Annotated in this window: 19 protein-coding genes; all 19 read left to right on the top strand. The window is 48.9% G+C overall.

The genetic code is table 11. From position 1 onward, the window contains the following. Window position 1: 1 nt before the first annotated feature. The 19 genes from kdsA (at window position 2) to BUB30_RS04550 (ending at window position 20,692) form a co-directional block, all read left to right on the top strand. Window positions 2–832, top strand: coding sequence for a 3-deoxy-8-phosphooctulonate synthase (gene kdsA / locus BUB30_RS04640; RefSeq protein WP_073131505.1), 831 nt, complete (start codon window positions 2–4; stop codon window positions 830–832). Window positions 833–1,003: 171 nt separating this feature from the next. Continuing rightward, window positions 1,004–1,597, top strand: coding sequence for an adenylyl-sulfate kinase (gene cysC / locus BUB30_RS04635; protein WP_073131503.1), 594 nt, complete (start codon window positions 1,004–1,006; stop codon window positions 1,595–1,597). Window positions 1,598–1,661: 64 nt separating this feature from the next. After that, a complete protein-coding gene (cysD, locus tag BUB30_RS04630) occupies window positions 1,662–2,567 on the top strand; it encodes a sulfate adenylyltransferase subunit CysD (RefSeq protein WP_073131501.1) in 906 nt (301 codons plus the stop codon). Window positions 2,568–2,767: 200 nt separating this feature from the next. Continuing rightward, on the top strand, window positions 2,768–4,024 hold the full coding sequence (cysN, locus tag BUB30_RS04625; RefSeq protein ID WP_073131499.1) for a sulfate adenylyltransferase subunit CysN: 1,257 nt from the start codon (window positions 2,768–2,770) through the stop codon (window positions 4,022–4,024). Window positions 4,025–4,124: 100 nt separating this feature from the next. Beyond that, window positions 4,125–4,406 (top strand): GxxExxY protein, encoded by a 282-nt coding sequence (locus BUB30_RS04620; RefSeq protein WP_084137902.1) that lies wholly within the window; start codon window positions 4,125–4,127, stop codon window positions 4,404–4,406. A gap of 37 nt (window positions 4,407–4,443) precedes the next feature. Beyond that, complete coding sequence (gene cysQ, locus BUB30_RS04615; protein WP_073131496.1) at window positions 4,444–5,232, top strand: 3'(2'),5'-bisphosphate nucleotidase CysQ; 789 nt, start codon at window positions 4,444–4,446, stop codon at window positions 5,230–5,232. Window positions 5,233–5,422: 190 nt separating this feature from the next. Further along, window positions 5,423–6,370 carry a GDP-L-fucose synthase gene (fcl, locus tag BUB30_RS04610; RefSeq protein WP_073131494.1) on the top strand — a complete coding sequence of 316 codons (948 nt, stop codon included), beginning with the start codon at window positions 5,423–5,425 and terminating at the stop codon, window positions 6,368–6,370. Between the two features lie 36 nt (window positions 6,371–6,406). Beyond that, complete coding sequence (gmd, locus tag BUB30_RS04605) at window positions 6,407–7,525, top strand: GDP-mannose 4,6-dehydratase (protein ID WP_073131493.1); 1,119 nt, start codon at window positions 6,407–6,409, stop codon at window positions 7,523–7,525. 114 nt (window positions 7,526–7,639) lie between these two features. After that, entirely contained in the window at window positions 7,640–8,434 is a 795-nt protein-coding gene (locus BUB30_RS04600; RefSeq protein WP_073131491.1) for a polysaccharide biosynthesis/export family protein, read from the top strand. A 2-nt stretch (window positions 8,435–8,436) separates the two neighbouring features. After that, the gene (locus BUB30_RS04595) at window positions 8,437–10,869 is read left to right on the top strand and encodes a polysaccharide biosynthesis tyrosine autokinase (RefSeq protein WP_245804030.1); all 2,433 of its coding nucleotides are present in this window, start codon (window positions 8,437–8,439) and stop codon (window positions 10,867–10,869) included. A gap of 36 nt (window positions 10,870–10,905) precedes the next feature. Next, window positions 10,906–11,763: an ABC transporter permease gene (locus BUB30_RS04590; RefSeq protein ID WP_073131488.1), complete on the top strand. Its 858-nt coding sequence runs from the start codon at window positions 10,906–10,908 to the stop codon at window positions 11,761–11,763. A gap of 9 nt (window positions 11,764–11,772) precedes the next feature. Then, window positions 11,773–13,098: an ABC transporter ATP-binding protein gene (locus BUB30_RS04585; protein WP_084137901.1), complete on the top strand. Its 1,326-nt coding sequence runs from the start codon at window positions 11,773–11,775 to the stop codon at window positions 13,096–13,098. Then, on the top strand, window positions 13,088–14,080 hold the full coding sequence (locus BUB30_RS04580; protein WP_073131484.1) for an NAD-dependent 4,6-dehydratase LegB: 993 nt from the start codon (window positions 13,088–13,090) through the stop codon (window positions 14,078–14,080). Before BUB30_RS04585 ends, BUB30_RS04580 begins: the two co-directional genes overlap by 11 nt. Window positions 14,081–14,152: 72 nt before the next feature. Continuing rightward, window positions 14,153–15,181 carry an N-acetylneuraminate synthase gene (gene neuB / locus BUB30_RS04575; protein WP_073131482.1) on the top strand — a complete coding sequence of 343 codons (1,029 nt, stop codon included), beginning with the start codon at window positions 14,153–14,155 and terminating at the stop codon, window positions 15,179–15,181. Continuing rightward, window positions 15,174–16,349: a UDP-N-acetylglucosamine 2-epimerase gene (gene neuC, locus BUB30_RS04570; RefSeq protein ID WP_073131481.1), complete on the top strand. Its 1,176-nt coding sequence runs from the start codon at window positions 15,174–15,176 to the stop codon at window positions 16,347–16,349. The genes neuB and neuC overlap by 8 nt, the downstream gene beginning before the upstream one ends. A gap of 5 nt (window positions 16,350–16,354) precedes the next feature. Then, complete coding sequence (locus tag BUB30_RS04565) at window positions 16,355–17,791, top strand: MBOAT family O-acyltransferase (RefSeq protein ID WP_073131479.1); 1,437 nt, start codon at window positions 16,355–16,357, stop codon at window positions 17,789–17,791. Window positions 17,792–17,800: 9 nt separating this feature from the next. Further along, the gene (locus tag BUB30_RS04560) at window positions 17,801–18,922 is read left to right on the top strand and encodes a hypothetical protein (RefSeq protein ID WP_073131476.1); all 1,122 of its coding nucleotides are present in this window, start codon (window positions 17,801–17,803) and stop codon (window positions 18,920–18,922) included. 28 nt (window positions 18,923–18,950) lie between these two features. Next, window positions 18,951–19,991: a sugar phosphate nucleotidyltransferase gene (locus tag BUB30_RS04555; RefSeq protein WP_073131474.1), complete on the top strand. Its 1,041-nt coding sequence runs from the start codon at window positions 18,951–18,953 to the stop codon at window positions 19,989–19,991. Next, window positions 19,988–20,692 (top strand): acylneuraminate cytidylyltransferase family protein, encoded by a 705-nt coding sequence (locus BUB30_RS04550; RefSeq protein ID WP_073131472.1) that lies wholly within the window; start codon window positions 19,988–19,990, stop codon window positions 20,690–20,692. Before BUB30_RS04555 ends, BUB30_RS04550 begins: the two co-directional genes overlap by 4 nt. The last annotated feature ends 30 nt before the right edge of the window (window positions 20,693–20,722 follow it).

The following is a 20,722-nucleotide window of genomic DNA, read 5'->3' as shown; positions in this document are numbered from 1 at the left end:
AATGAATACGTTTGAAGAAACCGTGAAGGTGACCGACACCATCACGCTGGGAGGTGACCGCATGGTTTTGTTCAGCGGGCCTTGCGTGGTCGAAAGCTACGACCTCTGCCTGGAGACCGGCACGCGCATGAAGGCCATCTGCGAAGAACTCGACATCGACTACGTTTTCAAATCCTCGTTCGACAAAGCGAACCGCACCGCGTCTACCTCGTATCGTGGCCCGTCGCTGGAAGGCGGACTGGAAATACTGTCGCGCGTGAAGCAGGCGCTTCATGTGCCGATCGTTACGGACGTCCATGAATCGTATCAATGCGCCGAGGTGGCCACGGTGGTGGATGTGCTGCAAATACCGGCTTATCTGTGTCGCCAAACTGACTTGCTCAAGGCTGCGGCCCGCACGGGCAAGGCCGTGAAGGTGAAAAAAGGACAGTTCATGGCGCCGGAAGACATGAAGTATGCTGTGGACAAAGTGCGCAACGAAGGCAACCCCAACGTCTTTTTGACGGAGCGTGGCAGCAGCTTTGGCTATCACACTTTGGTGGTAGACATGCGTGCCCTGCCGATCATGCGCAAGTTCACGCCCGTGGTTTTCGATGTGACCCATTCCATCCAACAACCGGGTGGAAGAGGATCGACCTCTGGCGGGCAACGAGAGTTTGCACCCTTCCTGGCTCGCGCAGCAGCCGCAGCCGGTGTGGACGGATTTTTTATTGAAACGCACCCTCACCCGGAAAAGGCCCTCAGCGACGGACCCAACATGATCCCCTTGCGGGAGATGGAAGATTTTTTGAGGATGCTGCAGCGCTATTGGAAAATGGGACGTGAAGAATAGAAAAAACACATCATGCACTGCAACGGTTGCCAGACGGTTTTGCGTTTGCCAACAAGCGTTAGTGAGAGATACTTTTCAAAATCCTCACCTTGTAGTTTTATCCATTACTTCTACCTTTGTCCGAAATACGCTATAGGATAAGTAGACTTTGGCGTAGACCAGCTCAGTCCCATGAATCATCTGTATCCCATTAAGACGAAAGTCAGCAAACACCAGCGCGAGCAGGTATTGAACCAACGTGCCTCTGTGATCTGGTTTACGGGTTTATCCGGATCGGGGAAGTCGACGCTGGCTGTGCAATTGGAGGCACAGCTCCACGCTTTGGGATTTAAGACCTATTTGCTGGACGGCGACAACATCCGCACCGGCCTCAACAAAGACCTGACCTTTACCGACGAAGGCCGTGTGGAAAACATCCGTCGCATCGGCGAGGTATCCAAATTGATGACCGATGCGGGTATCATCGTGCTGTCGGCCTTCATTTCGCCATTCAATGCCGACCGCGACCAGGTGAGGGACATTGTGGGAGTCGAAAACTATATCGAGATCTTTGTCGATGCCCCGCTGGAAGTGTGTGAGCAACGCGACGTGAAAGGATTGTATAAAAAAGCGCGGGCAGGGGAGGTGAAGAATTTCACGGGCATCGATTCGCCGTATGAGACACCTGTCCATCCCGATCTGACCGTTCCTACCGGCGAATGGAGCGTGGAGGAGTCGATCGGGAAGCTTATGGCGTTTATTTTACCACGTGTAAAATTGAGGTAACGGGAAATGTCATGAACGCGTAATAGCAAGAATGAAAGAACAGAATTTTGTAATAACACCAGGAATGAGCCAATATTATTTAAGTCATTTAAAAGAGCTGGAAGCGGAAGCGATCTTTGTGATCCGTGAAGTGGTGGCGCAGTTTGAGAAACCGGCGTTGTTGTTTTCCGGAGGCAAGGACTCCATCGTGCTGGCCTTTCTGTCGCGCAAAGCTTTTGCCCCTGCGCGCATACCCTTTCCGTTGGTTCACATCGACACCGGTCATAATTTTCCGGAGACTATGGAGTATCGCGACTGGCTGGTGAAAGAGCTGGATGTGAAGCTCGTGGTCGGCTCCGTTCAGGAAAGCATCGATAAGGGCAGGGCGAAAGAGGAGACCGGCTTCAATGCCAGCCGCAATGCCCTGCAGACGGTTACCTTGCTGGATACCATCGAACAAAATAAATACGATGCCGCCATGGGTGGTGCGCGTCGGGATGAGGAAAAGGCCCGTGCAAAAGAACGCTTCTTCTCCCACCGCGACGAATTCGGACAATGGGATCCGAAGAACCAGCGTCCTGAACTCTGGAACCTGTTCAACGGCCGCAAACACATCGGCGAGCACTTCCGGGTGTTTCCCATCAGTAACTGGACCGAGATGGATGTGTGGCAATACATCCAGTCAGAAAACATTCCCATCCCCAGTCTCTATCTGTCGCACGAACGGGAAGTGGTTGAGCGCGATGGTGCCATCCTTTCCATATCGCCGTGGTTGAAATTGAAAGACCATGAAGTGCCAACGCGCAAAGTCGTGCGCTTCCGCACGTGTGGTGACATGCCGATCACAGGGGCGGTGGAGTCATATGCGGACACCGTCGAGAAGATCATTGAAGAGATTGCTGCTTCCCGTAAAACCGAGCGGGGTACGCGTCATGATGACAAGCGTTCGGAGACGGCGATGGAGGATCGGAAAAAGAGTGGATATTTTTAAGAGACTTTGCGATAAAAATAATTTTAACCGCCTTGCTTCGCTGAAGTTCGGGCGGGCCCTCCTTCGCTGAAGCTTCGGCGGGCCCTCCTTCGCTAAAGCTTCGGCGGGCCCTCCTTCGCTAAAGCTTCGGCGGGCAAAGCAAGCAAGCAAGCAAGTAAGTAAGCAAAGTCAATACAAAGTTTTTAAAGGCATTAAGGTTTATGAGTAACGTGAATAATCAGCTTCTTCGGTTTACAACGGCGGGTAGTGTGGATGATGGAAAGAGTACCCTTATCGGGCGCTTGTTGTATGATAGCAAATCGATTTTTGAAGATCAGTTGGAGGCCGTGGAAGCTTCCAGCGCGAAGAAAGGATTTGACTATGTTGACCTTTCGTTGCTGACGGATGGGTTGAAGTCGGAGCGGGAGCAAGGCATCACGATCGATGTGGCGTATCGCTACTTTGCCACGCCGAAACGCAAATTCATTATTGCCGACACCCCGGGCCACATCCAGTATACCCGCAACATGGTGACCGGCGCCTCAACGGCCAACCTGGCCCTGATTCTCATCGATGCGCGCAAGGGCCTGGTGGAGCAGACCCATCGCCACTCGTTTATTGCGTCGTTGTTGAAGATCCCTCACGTGATCGTGTGTGTGAACAAGATGGACCTCGTGAATTATGCCGAGGACGTTTACGATAAGATCGTTGAAGACTACAAAGCCTTCTCTTCTAAACTGGAGATCTCCGATATTCAGTTTGTTCCCATCAGCGCGCTGGTTGGCGACAACGTCGTGCACCGTTCTGAAAATATGGAGTGGTATCAGGGCGCTACCTTGATGCACATGCTGGAGACTGCGCACATTGAAAGCGACTACAATCATATCGACAGCCGTTTCCCCGTGCAATATGTGGTGCGGCCGCAGTCGAAGGAGTATCATGATTTCAGGGGTTATGCAGGCCGCGTGGCCGGGGGAATATTCAGACCCGGTGAAGAGGTGGTGGTGCTTCCGTCCGGATTCACCTCGAAGATCAAATCCATTTCTTTGGGGAATGAGGTACTGGAAGAAGCCTTCGCGCCCATGTCCGTGACCATGACCCTGGAAGACGAGATCGACATCAGTCGCGGCGATATCATTGCCAAGCCCAACAATCACCCGCATGCCGATCAGGACATCGACATGATGTTGTGCTGGATGAACCAGCGACCGATCAGCCTGAACACAAAACTCTACGTGCGCCACAACACCAAGGAAGTGCGTGGCGTGTTGAAGGAGATCCAATACAAGCTTGACATCAGCACCTTGCACCGCATCGAGAACGTAGATCAATTGACAATGAACGAAATCGCGAGAGTGAAGATTCGTACAGCGCAGCCGTTGGCCTTTGATAGTTACCGGCGCAATCGGATCACGGGTAGCGTGATTTTGATTGATGAGGGAACGAATGAGACGGTGGCGGCGGGGATGATCGTGTAGGCGACGGAATTTTTAACCGCCCTCCTTCGCTGAAGCTTCGGCGGGCAAGCAAAGTTAACGCAAGGAAATGTCTTTGCGTTTTTTTTTTTTGCCTTAGCTCCTGGCATGCGTTGTTCCAATTGTATGCAGGGACCAGATTTTGAATAAAAATTATGTTATCGATATCCTTGTTGAAGACGAAATAATATTGGAGTTAAAAGCTGTGGCAGACGTTCTGCCGATCTACGAAGCTCAACTCATCAGTTATATGAAACTTGCTCAAAAGAGGTTAGGATTTCTTATTAACTTTAACGTCCCCTTGCTAATGCAGGGCCTCAAAAGATTCGTAAACAAACCTCTAGTCGTACAAACTGTCAAAGTGCCAAAGCACCCTTTGCGTTAACTTTGCGCCCTTTGCTTCTTTGCGGTTAAATTTGACTATGCACGCACCCACTTTACTAGCCGCCGCCATCGATGCCGCAGAAAAAGCCTGCGCCGAGATACTGAATGTCTATCACTCTAGCGACTTCCAAGCCGAAGCCAAAGGCGATAACTCCCCACTAACCCTCGCGGACCGAAAAGCGCACCAAGCCATCACTGCCATCCTCCAGGCCTCTTCAACCTATCCCATCCTCAGCGAGGAGGGCCAGGCCATTCCCTATGCCCAACGCAAAGACTGGGACTACTTTTGGATGGTGGACCCCCTGGATGGCACGAAGGAATTCATCAAACGCAACGACGAGTTCACCGTGAACATCGCCCTCATCCACCAGGAACGGCCCGTGCTGGGCGTAGTGGCCGTGCCCGTCACCGGCGACGTTTTCTATGCGGCCGAGGGCCAGGGCGCGTTTGTGAAAAGGAATGGCGCCGTGGTGTCCCTTCCCCGCAGGCCAACGCCTGACCTTCATCAGCCGGGATTGCGGGTAGTGGCCTCCCGGTCGCACATGAGCCCCGAAACGGAGGCTTTTATGGAAAGGCTCACGGCCCCCGAGCTGGTTTCGGCTGGGAGCAGCCTGAAATTTATGCTGCTGGCCGAAGGAAAAGCAGATGTCTATCCCCGTTATGCACCCACGATGGAGTGGGACACCGCAGCAGCGGATGCCATTGTGCGCGAAATTGGGTTGGTGGTTAGGAGTCAGGAGTTGGGTGGGGGTGTTAAAGCGGGGATGGAGCGCCCGTTGAGGTATAATAAGGAGAACCTGTTGAACCCTTCTTTTTTGGTGTGCTGATTTTTCAGGGCATTTATTACCTGTTTTCTGCCAAAAGCGTGTCCTGGTGAATGAGCGCGGAGATCTTTATTGGCGGTGGAGAGACGGGTTTTTCTTCAAAGTGTGGTCCCGGAATGGCGTTTTGGGGTGGTAAAATCTTACAAGGCTGGTATATTTGCACCGGAATTAACTTAAGAGGAAATACCTTAACATGGATAAGAATGCAAAGATATATGTAGCCGGACACCGGGGCATGGTGGGGTCCGCCATCTACCGGAAGCTGCAGAAGGAAGGCTATACCAACCTTTGTGCGGCAACTTCAAAAGAGCTCGATTTGAAGGACAAGGTCGCGGTAGACCGTTTTTTTGAAAAGGAGCAACCCGAATATGTGTTCCTGGCCGCTGCCAAAGTGGGCGGTATCCTGGCCAACAATAACTTTCCCGCCGATTTTTTGTACGACAACCTGATGATCCAGAACAACGTCATCGAAGCGTCGTTCAGGAATGATGTAAAAAAACTTTTGTTCCTCGGCTCATCCTGCATTTATCCCAAGTTTGCCCCGCAGCCGATCCACGAGGAAAGCTTGCTCACCAGCCCCCTGGAACCTACCAACGAGGCTTACGCCATTGCTAAAATTGCCGGCGTGAAGCTTTGCCAGGCTTATTTCAAGCAACATAACCGCCATTTTATATCCGTGATGCCCACGAACCTTTACGGTTACGGCGACAACTACCATCCACAAAACTCGCACGTGCTGCCGGCCTTGCTGCGCCGTTTTCATGAAGCCAAAGAGCAGGATTTGGATGAGGTGGTGATCTGGGGCTCGGGCACACCCCTCCGGGAATTTATGTTTGCCGACGATCTGGGTGCGGCGTGTTTGTTCCTGATGCTGCACTACGATCAGCCCGATATCGTCAACGTGGGTACCGGCGAGGAAGTGTCCATCCTGGACCTGGCCCATACCATCGCCGAAGCGGTGGGCTTCAAGGGCCGCATCGGTTTTGACAAAACCAAACCCGATGGCACACCCCGGAAACTTATGGATTCGGAGCGGTTACACAAACTCGGCTTCCGGCATCAAGTCAATTTAAAAGAAGGCATCCGGATCACTTATCAGGATTTCCTGGAGAAGATAGCATCCTATAGTCTTGTGAAATAAACTATACCCGACGGGTCAACCTTAACTTATTGCAAAGTGAAAAAAGCATTTATAACCGGCATCACCGGCCAAGATGGAGCCTATCTGGCGGAGTTCCTTCTCGAAAAAGGCTATGAAGTTCATGGCTTGAAAAGAAGATCGTCTCTTTTCAATACCGCCCGCATCGATCACATCTACCAGGACCCGCACGACAAGGGTGCGCGCATGAAGCTCCACTTCGGCGACCTCACCGATTCGACCAACCTGATCCGACTGATCCAGGAGATACAGCCCGATGAAATTTACAACCTGGGGGCTATGAGTCACGTGCGTGTGAGCTTTGAAATGCCCGAGTATGTAGCCAACACCGATGCCATCGGCACCCTGCGTATCCTGGAAGCCGTGCGTTTGCTGGGCCTCTCGGAAAAGACCCGCATCTACCAGGCCTCCACGTCGGAGCTATACGGTAAGGTGCAGGAAATCCCACAGTCGGAGAGAACCCCTTTCTATCCACGTTCGCCCTATGCTGTGGCTAAAATGTACGCCTATTGGATCACGGTGAACTATCGCGAGGCATACAACATGTATGCCTGTAACGGGATCCTGTTCAACCACGAGTCGCCCTTGCGTGGCGAAACGTTTGTGTCGCGCAAGATCACGCGCGCCGTTGCGCGTATGGTGTTGGGCCTGCAACAGAAAGTATACATGGGCAACATCGACGCCAAGCGCGATTGGGGCCATGCCAAGGATTATATCGAGGCCATGTATCTCATCCTTCAGCAACAAAAAGCCGATGACTATGTTATTGCCACGGGCGAAACCACATCGGTTCGCGATTTCATGGTGCGCGCCTTTGCACACGTGGGCGCGTCGCTCGTCTTCAAAGGTCAGGGTGTGAAAGAAGTAGGCATCATCGATGAAGTAAAGAACGTCGTAGAGGGCAATAGCCTGAAAGCCGGAGATGAAGTGGTGGCCATCGACCCCCGCTACTTCAGGCCTACGGAAGTAGACCTGCTGCTGGGCGACCCGACCAAGTCCAAGAGCATACTGGGTTGGAAGCCGAAATACGATGTGAACGCGCTGCTGCGTGAAATGGTAGACGCTGATTTGGATTTGATGCGTGGGGAGAGCCATTTGAAGCAGGGTGGATTTAGGGTGTATAATTTTCACGAGTAGGAGATAGGCGGGGCTAATGGCCTGCTGAAGCCTGCCAATGGTCGCAGGCCGGGCCTATAGTTTGGACTTTTGTAAAGTATATTTGCCGTCACTGGCGGTTTAAAAACAGAATAAATGACCCGTAATTGGCTCCTTTTTGGACTTGCCCTTATTTTTTTCAGCGCTTGCGTCCCCAACAAAAAGCTGGTGTATTATCAGAAGGATGATTTGAAGCATCGGAAAAATATTCCGCGGGATACGGTATTGCGAAAACATACCCTGAACATCCAGGAGTACCGTATTCAGCCGCTGGACATGGTAAGCGTAAGCTTTGAGACCTTGACCGATGAAAATGACACATTTGATTTTCTTGGGAAGCTCTCTCCACAAACCCGTATGTCAGGTGGGGTAAACTCAGCGCAGATGGGTGGTATTCTGGTTGACCGGGAGGGCTATATTGAATATGCCGTTTTAGGGAAGATCAAACTTGCCGGTCTTACGCCGTTTCAGGCCGAAGATTCCATTCGGGCGGTGGCATCAAAGTATTTGCCCAACGTGATCGTGAGGTTGCGATTGCTCAACTTTCGTTTTACTGTGCTCGGAGAGGTTAGCAAGGAACAGACGGTGGTGTCTCAAAATACCAGACTCACCATCAGTGAGGCGCTAGGCTTGGCGGGAGGACTTTCCGAACTTGCCGACCGGACGCTGGTGAAGGTGATCCGACAACGAGAGGGGATAACCGAGGTATACTATATCAACTTATTGGAGGAGGAATTTATAGAGTCTCCGCATTACTATGTGCAACAGAATGACGTGATCGTCGTGCCGCCGTTGAAGCAGCGCACATTCAGAAAGTATTTTACATCCAACCTTGCCATCATTACGACGGCGATTTCTTTTGGTCTACTTATTCTTACCCTTACACGATAACGTTGAATACAAGTCAATCGACATCTGATTTTCCCGGAATGGACCCTGCCGGCGCTAAGGAAGAAGGCGGGGGGATTTCGCTTAACATCAAGCGTGTGCTGGAGCGGATTCTCCGGTTCTGGTATTTCATTGTGCTATCATTGGTGGCGGGGCTTACCGTAGCTTTTATTGTTAATCGCTACAGCGCGCATATTTACCCGGTCAAAGCGTCTATCATTATCAAAGAGAATGAAGAAAACGCAGGCGCGAAATTCCTATATAACAATGCACTGATCAACCCGCACCGGAATTTCTTAAACGAAATTTATATCATGAAATCCTTTCCACTGTTGCAGGAGGTATTGGAAGATCTACGGTTTGATGTTTCGTTTTACAGAGAAGGAGATATCCTGACCACCGAATATTATGACCCGAATTTTCCGGTTGTAATTTCCATTTTGCCCGGAAGCAAAAGGCCGTATGGCAAGTCTATGTACTTCCAGGCGATGGATCAGCATTCGTTTTCCTTACAATATATCACGTCCGACGATGATCACGGTGGGAAGGAATTTGCCCCGTTGGCTTTCAACGATACCATTGCCATCAATGGTTATCAACTGTATGTAAAATTAACGGGATCCGTTGAGGCCCTCATCGATAAGAAATTTGTAGTCCAGTTCAACGATCCGCTCGGGTTGGCGAAACAATATTCCAGTAAGTTGAATGCAAACTGGGCGGCGGTAGGTGCTTCGGTAGTAGATCTTGAGATCAAAGGGCCTGTTGCCCAGAAAGAGATTGATTTTCTGAATAAATTTATTGAGCGGTATCAGTTTTATGATATAGAAAATAAAAATAAAGTGGCTACGATGGCTATCCACTTTTTAGATGAACAATTGTTGGCTATCGGGGATTCACTGAGACACTATGAAGATCAGGTGGAGGATTTTAAACGTAGAAATATTATTACCACCCTGGAAGAGGAGACGAACCGACTCTATGCGAAAATCAAGGACTACGATGAAAAGAAATTCCAACTGAAGCTAATTGATAACTATTACACGTATATCTCCCAACTTTTAGAAAATGATCAATACGATGGTGTATTTACACCCGCCAGTGTTGGCATAACCGATAACATCGTGGTTGGTTTGATTACTCAAATTATCGAACTACAGACTCAGGTTAATATCTATAAGAGTAACCTGGATAAAGGGGTTGACAAACTTCAGGACAATCCACGCCTTGCGGAAAAACTGGCACGCATCGAGTACCTGAAAAGGGATGTTCTGAAGACCATCGCCAATAGCCGTGCGACCCAGGACATCAATGTCAAATTTATCGATAGACAGATCGGGTTGGTGAACGACCAACTGTCGAAACTACCCAGTACGCAACGCGAGCTAGTCACCATAAAACGGAACTATTCGCTGAAGGAAAATCTATACGTTTTTCTGTTGCAAAAGCGCACAGAAGCCGGGCTGTCGAAAGCGTCCACAACATCCGATATTGTTGTCGTTAACCCTCCGATGGCCGGTGGTTCAATCACGCCCAAGGTGGGGCAAAATTATGTTTTTGCTGCCGTAGCAGGTATAGCGCTTCCCCTGGCTGTCTTTGTTTTGCTGGAACTCTTGAATAGCCGTATCCAATCCAAGGATGATATTGAAAAGCTCACCAGCATTCCTATCATTGGTGTCATCGGTCATAACTCGGCCAAAGACCCGCTCATTGTCTTTAACAAACCCCGGTCGGCCCTTTCCGAATCGTTTCGAGCCTTGCGTTCGAATATGAACTATTTCACGGGAAATAAAGAGAAGCAGGTTTTTATGGTTACCTCTTCGATACCAGGGGAAGGAAAATCGTTTACAACCTTGAACCTGGCGACTGTTTTTGCATTAGCCGGTAAACGGACCATCATTGTTGGCGCGGATTTAAGGAAACCAAAATTGTTTGATGATTTGTCCCTGAACAATAGTGTTGGCTTAAGTCAATATCTATCCGGTATGGCTACGCGCGAAGAAGTGACCCAAGCCACCCAAATCGAAAATTTGTTTCTTATATCGGGTGGCCCGATGCCACCGAACCCAAGTGAATTACTCCTTCGTTCGGCCATGGGAGACCTGATTGAGGAATTGAAGAAGCAATACGATTTTATCGTTATGGACACGCCGCCATTGTCTTTTGTGACGGACGCGTTTGTGCTCTCAAAATTTGCTAACCACAGCTTGTTTGTCGTCCGGCAGGATTTTACGCCCAGAGAATCCCTGCGGGCAATCGACGAATTCTATGAGGCCGGTAAGCTTGCCAGAATAAGCGTTTTGTTCAACGATATCCGAAAAACGGGATTGGGTTACGGATATGGATATAGCTATGGTTACGGTTATGGCTATGGCTATGGACACGGTTATCACTATGGATCGTCCAAAAAGGATAAGAGCGACGGATATTACAGCGATTAAACAAAGTATCGAAGAGCCCGAGAAGGGGTCATTTTTATGAAGACTATGCAGCAAGATGAAAAGTGGGATACCATTCTCAGACCTCGAAGCGGCTTGTTCGTGTTTCCTTGGCGTGACGTGTTACGATACCGGGATTTGCTTTACATGTTTGTCAAACGCGATGTCGTTATCATTTACAAGCAAACCGTCCTAGGACCTGTATGGTTTTTTATACAGCCCATTCTTACTACGGTTATTTATATTGTCGTTTTTGGCGGAATTGCCGGCATTTCTACGGATGGTGTCCCCAAGGCATTATTCTACAGCGCGGGCATCGTGGTGTGGAACTATTTTTCGGAATCCCTGACCCTCACGTCGAGAACCTTTACGGACAATGCGAATTTGTTTGGAAAGGTCTATTTCCCGAGGATTATTGTTCCCATTGCTAAGGTTCTGTCCGGTCTATTAAAGTTCTTTGTCCAGTTCTTGTTTTTTGTGGTGGTTATGGTTGTGTACCTTTTGAAAGGCACTCCCATTCAAATGCACTATCACATCATATATTTCCCGCTGCTCATCCTCCTGATGGCGGGTCTCGGATTGGGTATCGGTATTGTGTTTACTTCCATGACGGCGAAGTATCGCGACCTCACTTTCCTTATTCAATTCGGCGTCACCCTAATGATGTACGCCACTCCCGTGATTTATCCACTCTCTTCAGTCCCGGAGAAATATAAGTCTTATATCCTGTTGAACCCGGTCACGCCGATAGTGGAAGGATTTCGCTATGCTTTTATGGGAGCGGGATCTTGGTCATGGGGAGGTTTAGCGTACACCGCCTGTTTTATGGTCGTTGTTCTTTTCTTGGGGATGGTGACCTTTAGTAAAGTCGAGAAGACATTTATTGACAATGTTTAGCATTTTCGTATGAGTACTGTTATAGAGGTTGATAATTTGGGTAAGCTCTACCGACTCGGTGAAATAAGCACGGGTACGTTGAGCCATGACCTGAAGCGTTGGTGGGCGAAAACACGAGGCAAGGAAGATCCCTATGCTAAAATTGGGAGCGTCAACGACCGAACAAAGCGTGCTGTTGACAATGAGTATGTATGGGCCGTGAGGAATATGAGTTTTCAAATACGGCAGGGCGACATTGTGGGTGTGATCGGAAAAAACGGTGCCGGTAAATCTACGTTATTGAAAATATTGTCCCGGATCACGGCGCCTTCGGTGGGAGAGGTGAAAATAAAAGGAAGAGTGGCCTCGCTCCTGGAAGTCGGAACGGGATTTCATGCCGAGATGACCGGCCGTGAGAACATCTACATGAATGGAACCGTGCTCGGAATGCGACGCCATGAGATCGATCGGAAATTCGACGAAATTGTGGATTTCGCCGGGGTGGCGAAGTACGTCGATACGCCGGTGAAAAGGTATTCGTCCGGTATGATGGTACGTCTGGGGTTTGCTGTGGCGGCGTTCCTGGAACCGGAAATTCTTATCGTGGACGAAGTGCTGGCAGTGGGGGACGCTGAATTTCAAAAGAAAGCTATCGGCAAAATGCAGGAAGTGAGCCGCGGCGATGGAAGAACGGTTTTGTTTGTGAGTCACAGTATGCCGTCCATTAAAACACTTTGCAAGAGCTGCATCATCCTGGGGCAAGGACAATTGGAATATCAGGGCGACACAACAACCGCTGTAGAAAAATATCTTAACCTCAATGTCGACAGCATTTCCGAGTTTCCGGCTATCCTGGATCGCGAGACCTTGCGCAGAAACCTGGATGGTGTGAAAGACGGCACATCACCCTTTCTTACGCTTCGCCAGGTTTCGATCTTAAACGGGGAGGGCAAGCCAACGTCGTCCTTCACATCGAAAGAATCGATCAGCATCAAATTTGATTTCGATATTCATTTCGTGGCTCCCGATTTCAGGATTGTGATTTCCGTGGTAGACAATGACAACAATGCCATTCTGAATTCACAGTTAACGGACTCCGCCGTTCATGAAAACACGATACGTCCCGGATCGTACTCGGCTATCTGCCATTTCCCAAAGGATTTTTTTGCCACCAATACGTATATGCTCACGTTGCATTTGATCAATGTGAAGAAAGAACATTACGTCTACAATGGCGTTGTCAAATTCAAGGTGCAGTACGAGAATCCAAAATATGTTTATGCTCCTTTTGATCTGACCTATTTCAGACCCCAACTGGAGTGGGAACTCATGAAGAAAAGCGACGATGAAAAATAAAAAGGTTTTAGTTACCGGTGCCGACGGTTTCATTGGCAGTCACCTCACCGAGAAGCTTTTGCAAAAAGGCTATGACGTAAGAGCGTTTTGCTACTACAACTCTTTTAACTCGTGGGGATGGCTGGACACCTTGCCCAAGGAGACCCTTAGTAAAATTGAAATTTTCACGGGAGATATACGCGACCCGAATGGCGTGCGCACCGCCATGCAGGGCGTTGACATGGTTTTCCACCTGGCGGCGTTGATTGCCATACCGTTCAGCTATCATTCGCCCGACTCCTATATCGACACGAATGTGAAGGGTACTTTGAATGTACTGCAGGCGGCCCGTGATTTTAAAACGGAACGGGTGCTCATCACGTCCACATCCGAAGTATATGGAACTGCACAGTATGTTCCCATCGATGAAAAACATCCCCGGCAACCACAGTCACCCTACTCGGCGTCTAAAATTGGTGCCGACAGTTTAGCCGAATCGTTCTACCGAAGCTTTAACCTTCCGGTAACCATTGTAAGGCCCTTTAATACTTATGGCCCACGCCAGTCGGCAAGAGCCATCGTACCGACGGTGATCACGCAACTTCTCAATGGGAAAAAAGAGATCATGTTGGGTGACCTGACACCGACACGTGATTTACTTTTTGTCGAAGACACCGCCGCGGGATTTGTGGCCATTGCAGAGGCCGAGGGATTGATCGGGGAGGACTGTAACCTGGCCACAGCCAGCGAAATTGGAATCGGTGACCTGGCGCGGGAAATCATCAGGCAAATAAACCCTTCGGCTACCATCTCTTCTGATGATCAGCGCCTCCGTCCGGAAAAAAGCGAAGTGTTCCGCTTATTCGGAGCCAACGAAAAGATCATGAAATACACTTCGTGGAAACCCCAGCATACATTGGAGAGTGGCCTGAAAGCTACCATCGCTTGGTTTAGAGACCCAGAGAATCTGAAAGCGTATAAGGCTGATATTTATAATGTTTAGGACATACGGCAAACCGATCATCTAAAAAGGAGATGCGGCCATGTCGGTGAACAATGAACGAAGACAACGAATATGGAAAATAAGACCTTAATCATAGCCGAGGCGGGAGTGAACCACAACGGCGACCTCGATCTGGCGAAGCAACTCGTCGACGTGGCCGCCAGCGCCGGCGCTGATTTTGTGAAGTTCCAAACTTTTACAGCCGAAAAATTGGTATCGCCCGCGGCCGTAAAGGCCGCCTACCAGCAAAAGAATTTTAGCGGGCAGGACAATTCCCAATTGAACATGCTGAAAAAGCTGGAATTGGATGAAGCAAAGCACCAGGTGTTGATGAACTATGCGCGTGAACGCGGTGTAGCCTTTCTGTCGACAGCCTTTGACCTGGAGAGTGTTGATCTGTTAAATGACCTGGGCATTCCGCTATTCAAGATTCCCTCGGGCGAGATGACCAACCTTCCACTGATCCAAAAGATAGGACGGCTGGCTAAGCCGGTGATCCTCTCGACGGGCATGTGCAACCTGGGTGACATTGAAGCCGCGCTGGAAGCGCTCTATAACGTTGGAGTAGCCAAGAAGAATATCACGGTGCTGCATTGCAACACGCAATACCCGACCCCCATGAACGACGTGAACCTCAAAGCCATGCAAACCATCGCGCAGGCTTTTGATGTTGCGGTCGGCTATTCAGACCACACCACGGGCATAGAGGTTCCCATTGCGGCGGTTGCGCTTGGGGCTACCGTTATCGAAAAGCACTTTACACTGGACCGGAATTTGCCCGGCCCCGATCATAAAGCATCTTTGGAGCCGGCTGAATTAATCGACATGGTGCGAAGCATCCGGAACATCGAGAAAGCACTGGGTTCGTCTATAAAACAACCTTCCGAATCTGAAAAACCGAACATCCAGGTTGCGCGCAAGAGCATTCATCTGGTGGCGGATAAGCGTGAAGGTGAACTGATCCAAGACCACGATCTGGTCATGCTTCGTCCGGGCGATGGGATATCGCCGATGCAGTATGAATCAGTTTTGGGATTGCGTGTTTTGAAGGATCTGCCGGCAGGACACAAACTGGCATGGAAAGATTTTAAATATGAGTAAACGGAAAATATGCGTGGTCACAGGGACGAGGGCCGAATACGGTCTGTTGTATTGGGTCATCAAAAGCCTGAACAACGATCCGGAGGTTGCTCTGCAACTGGTGGTCACCGGCATGCACCTCAGCCCCGAATTTGGGCTGACTTACCGTCAAATAGAGCAGGACGGCTTTCCGATCTCCAGAAGACTTGACATTCTCCTTTCCAGCGACACCCCTGCGGGTATCACAAAATCGATTGGTTTGGCCAACATCTCCTTTGCCGACGCCTTTGCCGAACTTCAACCGGATCTGGTGCTGGTTTTGGGAGACCGTTTCGAAATCATGGCGGCAGCCACGGCCGCGCTGGTGGCGAGAATACCCATTGCGCATTGCCATGGTGGCGAACTTACAGCCGGTGTCATAGACGACGCTTTCCGACATGCCATCACCAAGATGGCGCACCTTCACTTCACGGCAACAGAAGATTACCGCCGTCGCGTGATCCAACTCGGTGAACATCCCGATACGGTGTTTACGGTGGGGGGCTTGGGGATCGAAAATATCAAGCGGCTGGAATTGCTTTCCCGCGAAGCTTTTGAAGAATCCATCGGGTTCAAATTGAAAACAAAAAATCTACTGGTCACCTTTCACCCGGTCACATTGGAAAATGCTTCCGCGGGTCACCAGTTCCGCGAATTGGCGGATGCCCTTCTGCAGCAGGAGGACACGGGAATCATCTTCACGATGCCGAACGCCGACACCGACGGAAGGATCGTAAAAGCGATGATCCATGAATTCGTAGACCAACATGGCGACAAGGCGATAGCCTTTGAAAGCCTTGGCCAGCTCCGGTATTTGTCGGCGCTCCGTTATGTAGACGGTGTGGTGGGCAATTCCTCCAGCGGGATCATTGAGGCGCCCTCCTTCCATATCGGCACGATCAACATTGGCGACCGACAGCAAGGCCGCACCAAGGCGCAAAGCGTTTTGGATTGCTCGCCAACCAAGGCATCGATCCAACAAGCCTTGAAAACGCTATACTCCGATCCTTTTAAGAAAAGACTGCCGATGGTTGAAAATCCCTACGACGGCGGCAATGCTTCTGAAAAAATATGCGACGTGTTAAAGCACGCGGAGCTAAACAATATATTGAAAAAGACGTTTTACGATGGGCCAAAAAGTAATCCCTAGAAACAATGCTTTTTAACTCCCTTCAATTTGCTGTTTTTTTGCCCGTTGTATTCCTGCTCTATTGGTTTGTCGCCAACAGAAATCTGTTGGTGCAGAATCTTCTGTTGTTGGTGGCGAGTTATTTTTTTTATGCTTGCTGGGACTACCGCTTTCTGTTTTTGCTGGTGTTCTCAACCTTTCTGGATTATTTCACAGGTATAAAAATTCACGAGGCGGAAAATAAATCCCGGAAGAAATTCTGGCTGTGGCTAAGCATCTCGGTGAATTTAGGATTTCTGGGTTTCTTCAAATACTATAACTTTTTTGTAGCCTCTTTTGCCGAAGCGCTGGCGCATGCCGGTGTCCAGGTAAACGTCTGGAGCTTGAATGTGATCTTGCCGGTGGGTATTTCATTTTATACTTTCCATGGGTTGTCGTACGTAATCGATATCTATTACGATCGCATCAAGCCCGAGAAGAACTTTATCGACTATTCCGTATTTGTCAGTTTCTTCCCCTTGCTTGTGGCGGGGCCCATTGAACGGGCAACACACTTGCTGCCCCAGATCCGGAAGGAGAGGACGTTTGATTACGGGACGGCGGTAGACGGGTTAAGGCAAATCTTGTGGGGGCTTTTCAAGAAGATTGTCATTGCTGACAATTGCGCGGAGTATGCCAACCTGATCTTCAATAACCCTGATCACTATTCGGGCAGCACAAAGGTGGTGGGTGCTATCTTCTTCGCGTTCCAGATTTACTGTGATTTCTCGGGATACTCTGACATCGCGTTGGGCACGGCACGTCTTTTCGGTATCGACCTTCTTCGCAATTTTGCCTTTCCCTATTTCTCCCGCGACATCGCCGAATTTTGGAGGCGCTGGCATATCTCCCTTTCTTCCTGGTTTCGCGATTACGTTTATATCCCTTTGGGAGGAAGCCGGGGTGGGAAGCTTATGCGCATCCGGAACACGTTTATCATTTTTATACTCAGTGGTTTCTGGCACGGCGCCAATTGGACATTCATTGTGTGGGGCACACTCCACGCATGTTATTTTCTCCCGCTCTTGTTAACGGACCGGAATCGCGCCAATCTGGAGATTGTGGCGAACGGCAGGTTGCTTCCCACGCTTCGGGAGGCGTGGCAAATGGCTGTCACCTTTGGGCTAACGGTTTTGGCGTGGATTTTTTTTCGCGCGGAAGATGTCAGGCATGCGCTTTCTTTCATTCAGGGAATTGTATCGCGCTCGTTGTTCACCATACCCCAGGTGAAACCGATAAATATTATCCTGTTGACTATTGGATTTCTGATCGTCGAATGGTTAGGCCGGGATCGTCGCTATGCCATCGAAAAACTCTTTACAGGAAGTCCCAGGTTTTTTCGTTGGTCGTTCTACTACTCGCTTGTCCTGGCCACCTATTTTTTTTCCGGGAAAGAGCAACAGTTCATATACTTTCAATTTTAAGGGGATGATATGAAGCGATTTCTGAAAAAACTAATACTGTTCATAGCTCCCTTTTCCCTATTACTTTTTCCGTTGGGGGTGCTCATGTATTCCAAGGAAGTATTCCTAAATGTCAAATCCGTTACCCGTAGCGAGGAGAAGTATGTGTTTGGGCTGGCCTATTCAGAGATAGGACGGCAATTCAAGTTTTTGAATGTCCAGGAGCGGGAGCGGTTTGATATCCTGGCACTGGGATCATCCCGGGTGATGCAGTTCAGAAAGGAGATGTTTTTGCAGCGCTTCTACAATGCCGGGGGAGCTGTCCAAAATATGGAGGAGTATGAAAGCTTTTTAAGAGCCCTGCCCACTGGAAAGTTGCCTCGGTTAATAATCCTCGGGTTGGATCAATGGATGTTTAACGTCGACTACCGGAATAATTATAAGAATCCGGCCGATGGTCAGTCCTGGACCGATGTGACGGCCGTCGACAAAAACGTTCACGAAAAAGTGAAGACGTTTGTGGTTGATGTCTTTCAAGGGAAGGTTAAAAATATATTGGCCTTGCCAGGGTATAAGGTATATGGGGTAAACGCGGTTTCCGAGACCAATGGATTTCGGAACGACGGAAGCTATTTTTACAACGGCGCCGTTCAAAAATTGGTAGCGCACGACACATCCTATAGGGATTTTGCCTTTAAGGAGACCATGTCGCGGATCAGCAAGGGATGTTGCCGGTTTAACTACGGCGATGCCCTTGATGCAGCGGCCCTGGATACTTTGAATAGCTTGCTTGCTTTTTGCAAAGCGCAGCAGATTGAGGTAATTGCTTTTTTGCCACCATTCGCCCCAACGGTATTTCAAAAGATGAAAGATCTGGGTAAGTATGGTTATCTTAAAATGATTTATCCGCAAATCAGCCCAGTGTTTGAAAAATATGGTTATGAGGTCTATGATTTTAGTGATGCGATGGCGTTGGGCAGTTTGGAAGGAGAAGGCATGGTAGATGGTTTTCACGGCGGCGAGGTGGTCTATTCCAGTATCCTGGTCAGCATGATCGAACAAGGTTCAAGAATACGCGCCTATACAGATCTGCAGCAAATTAAAGCAGATCTAAAAGGCGCGGAAAATAGCTTTATCGTCTATAAATATTAGGTAGACAAACAATATAATTCATCAACGCATGAACACAGGTGATTACCTTATATCCGAAACGGCGACCTTGCTGGGATGTTTGCAGCAGCTTAATAAGTTAAAACGAGATCTTAACCTGTTCGTGGTCAACGCTGAGGGCAAACTGCTGGGCAGCGTTACCGATGGCGATATACGACGAGGAATTCTGAGGGGCACAGGGCTTGACGATTCCGTTCAGCATGTCATGAATGCCTCGTGTAAATACCTGGTCAAGGACAAGATCGATCTACACCTCATCAAGGAGCAGCGAAACAAGGCCATAAAAATTCTCCCGATTGTCGACCAGCAGATGAGAGTAATAGACCTGCTGAGTTTCGATAAAGTCAGTACCGCGCTACCCATTGATGCGGTTATTATGGCAGGTGGCAAAGGAACCCGGCTTTTGCCACTGACCCAAAAGACGCCCAAGCCTCTGTTGGCAATCGGAGATAAACCTATAATTGCCTACAACCTGGAGCGGATTATGCGCTTTGGTATTAAGAATATTTTTATCACCGTAAATTATTTAAAGGAACAGATCTATGACTTTGTAAAGTCGGACAAAGCCTTCGATACGGTTCGATGTATCGAAGAGCATCAGGCATTGGGAACGATCGGTGCACTTTCTCTAATACAAGAGTGGCAAAACGAGTACGTCTTGTTGACCAATTCCGACCTTTTGACCAACATCGACTATGAGGATTTCTTTTTTGATTTCTTGCAATCAGGATCCGATATGATGGTGGCCGCCATTTCATACCCCATCCAAGTCCCTTACGCCATATTGGAGACACAAGGAAAGGCGATCAAATCCTTTAAGGAGAAACCCGACTACACGTATCAGGCCAATACAGGTATTTACCTTATTAAGCGGCAGCTTTTAAAGTATATTCCCTCCAATGGTTTTTTCAACGCGACAGATTTTATGGATACACTGCTCGAGAAAGGACATTCCATTTCGTACTATCAATTGGTTGGATATTGGTTGGACATTGGCAAGCACGAAGATTTTAAAAAGGCACAAGAAGATATTAAGCACTTGAGGTTTTGAACGAGATATTGGTTGTTATTCCTGCGCGTGGAGGTTCAAAGGGAATCCTACGGAAGAATGTTCGGCTGCTGGGAGGCAAGCCCCTGATCCACTATTCCATTGAAATAGCAAAGGCATTGTTTCCGGAGGAACATATTTGCGTAAGTACGGACGATGCGGAAATTAAGGAAGTGTCGGAGAAAATGGGAATTAAAGTGCCGTTTATCAGACCGGAGGAGTTGGCAACAGATACCGCTTCCACACAAGATGTTATCCTTCATGCGCTTGATTTTTATGCGAATAGATATTTGCGCCAATACAAGGGGGTTTTGTTGCTTCAACCGACCAGCCCTTTTCGGAGGGTGGAACAAGTGCAGCAAGCAATAGATCTTTTTAGATCGGAGTTGGATATGGTGGCCTCTGTGAAACGGACAAAGTCCAACCCCTATTTTAATTTATTCGAGATGAATAGGAAAGACGGGCTCATCTATAAATCAAAGACGGGCAACTTCACCAGGAGACAGGATAGCCCAACGATTTATGAGCTGAACGGGTCGATCTATGTGATGAATGTTAGCGCGCTAAGAAAGGGACCAATAGGTCAATTCGAGCGAATTGCGCCTTATGAAATGGGCGAAGAATATTCAGTTGATCTGGACGAAGAAAAGGATTGGCAATGGGCCGAATGGATTTTAAAAACAAAAGGTGATTATATTTTATGATGGCGAGACTTAAGAATTTGACGAGTAGAA

The organism is Chryseolinea serpens (assembly GCF_900129725.1).
Taxonomy (GTDB): domain Bacteria; phylum Bacteroidota; class Bacteroidia; order Cytophagales; family Cyclobacteriaceae; genus Chryseolinea; species Chryseolinea serpens.
This window is presented reverse-complemented; position numbering and strand designations above follow the sequence as displayed.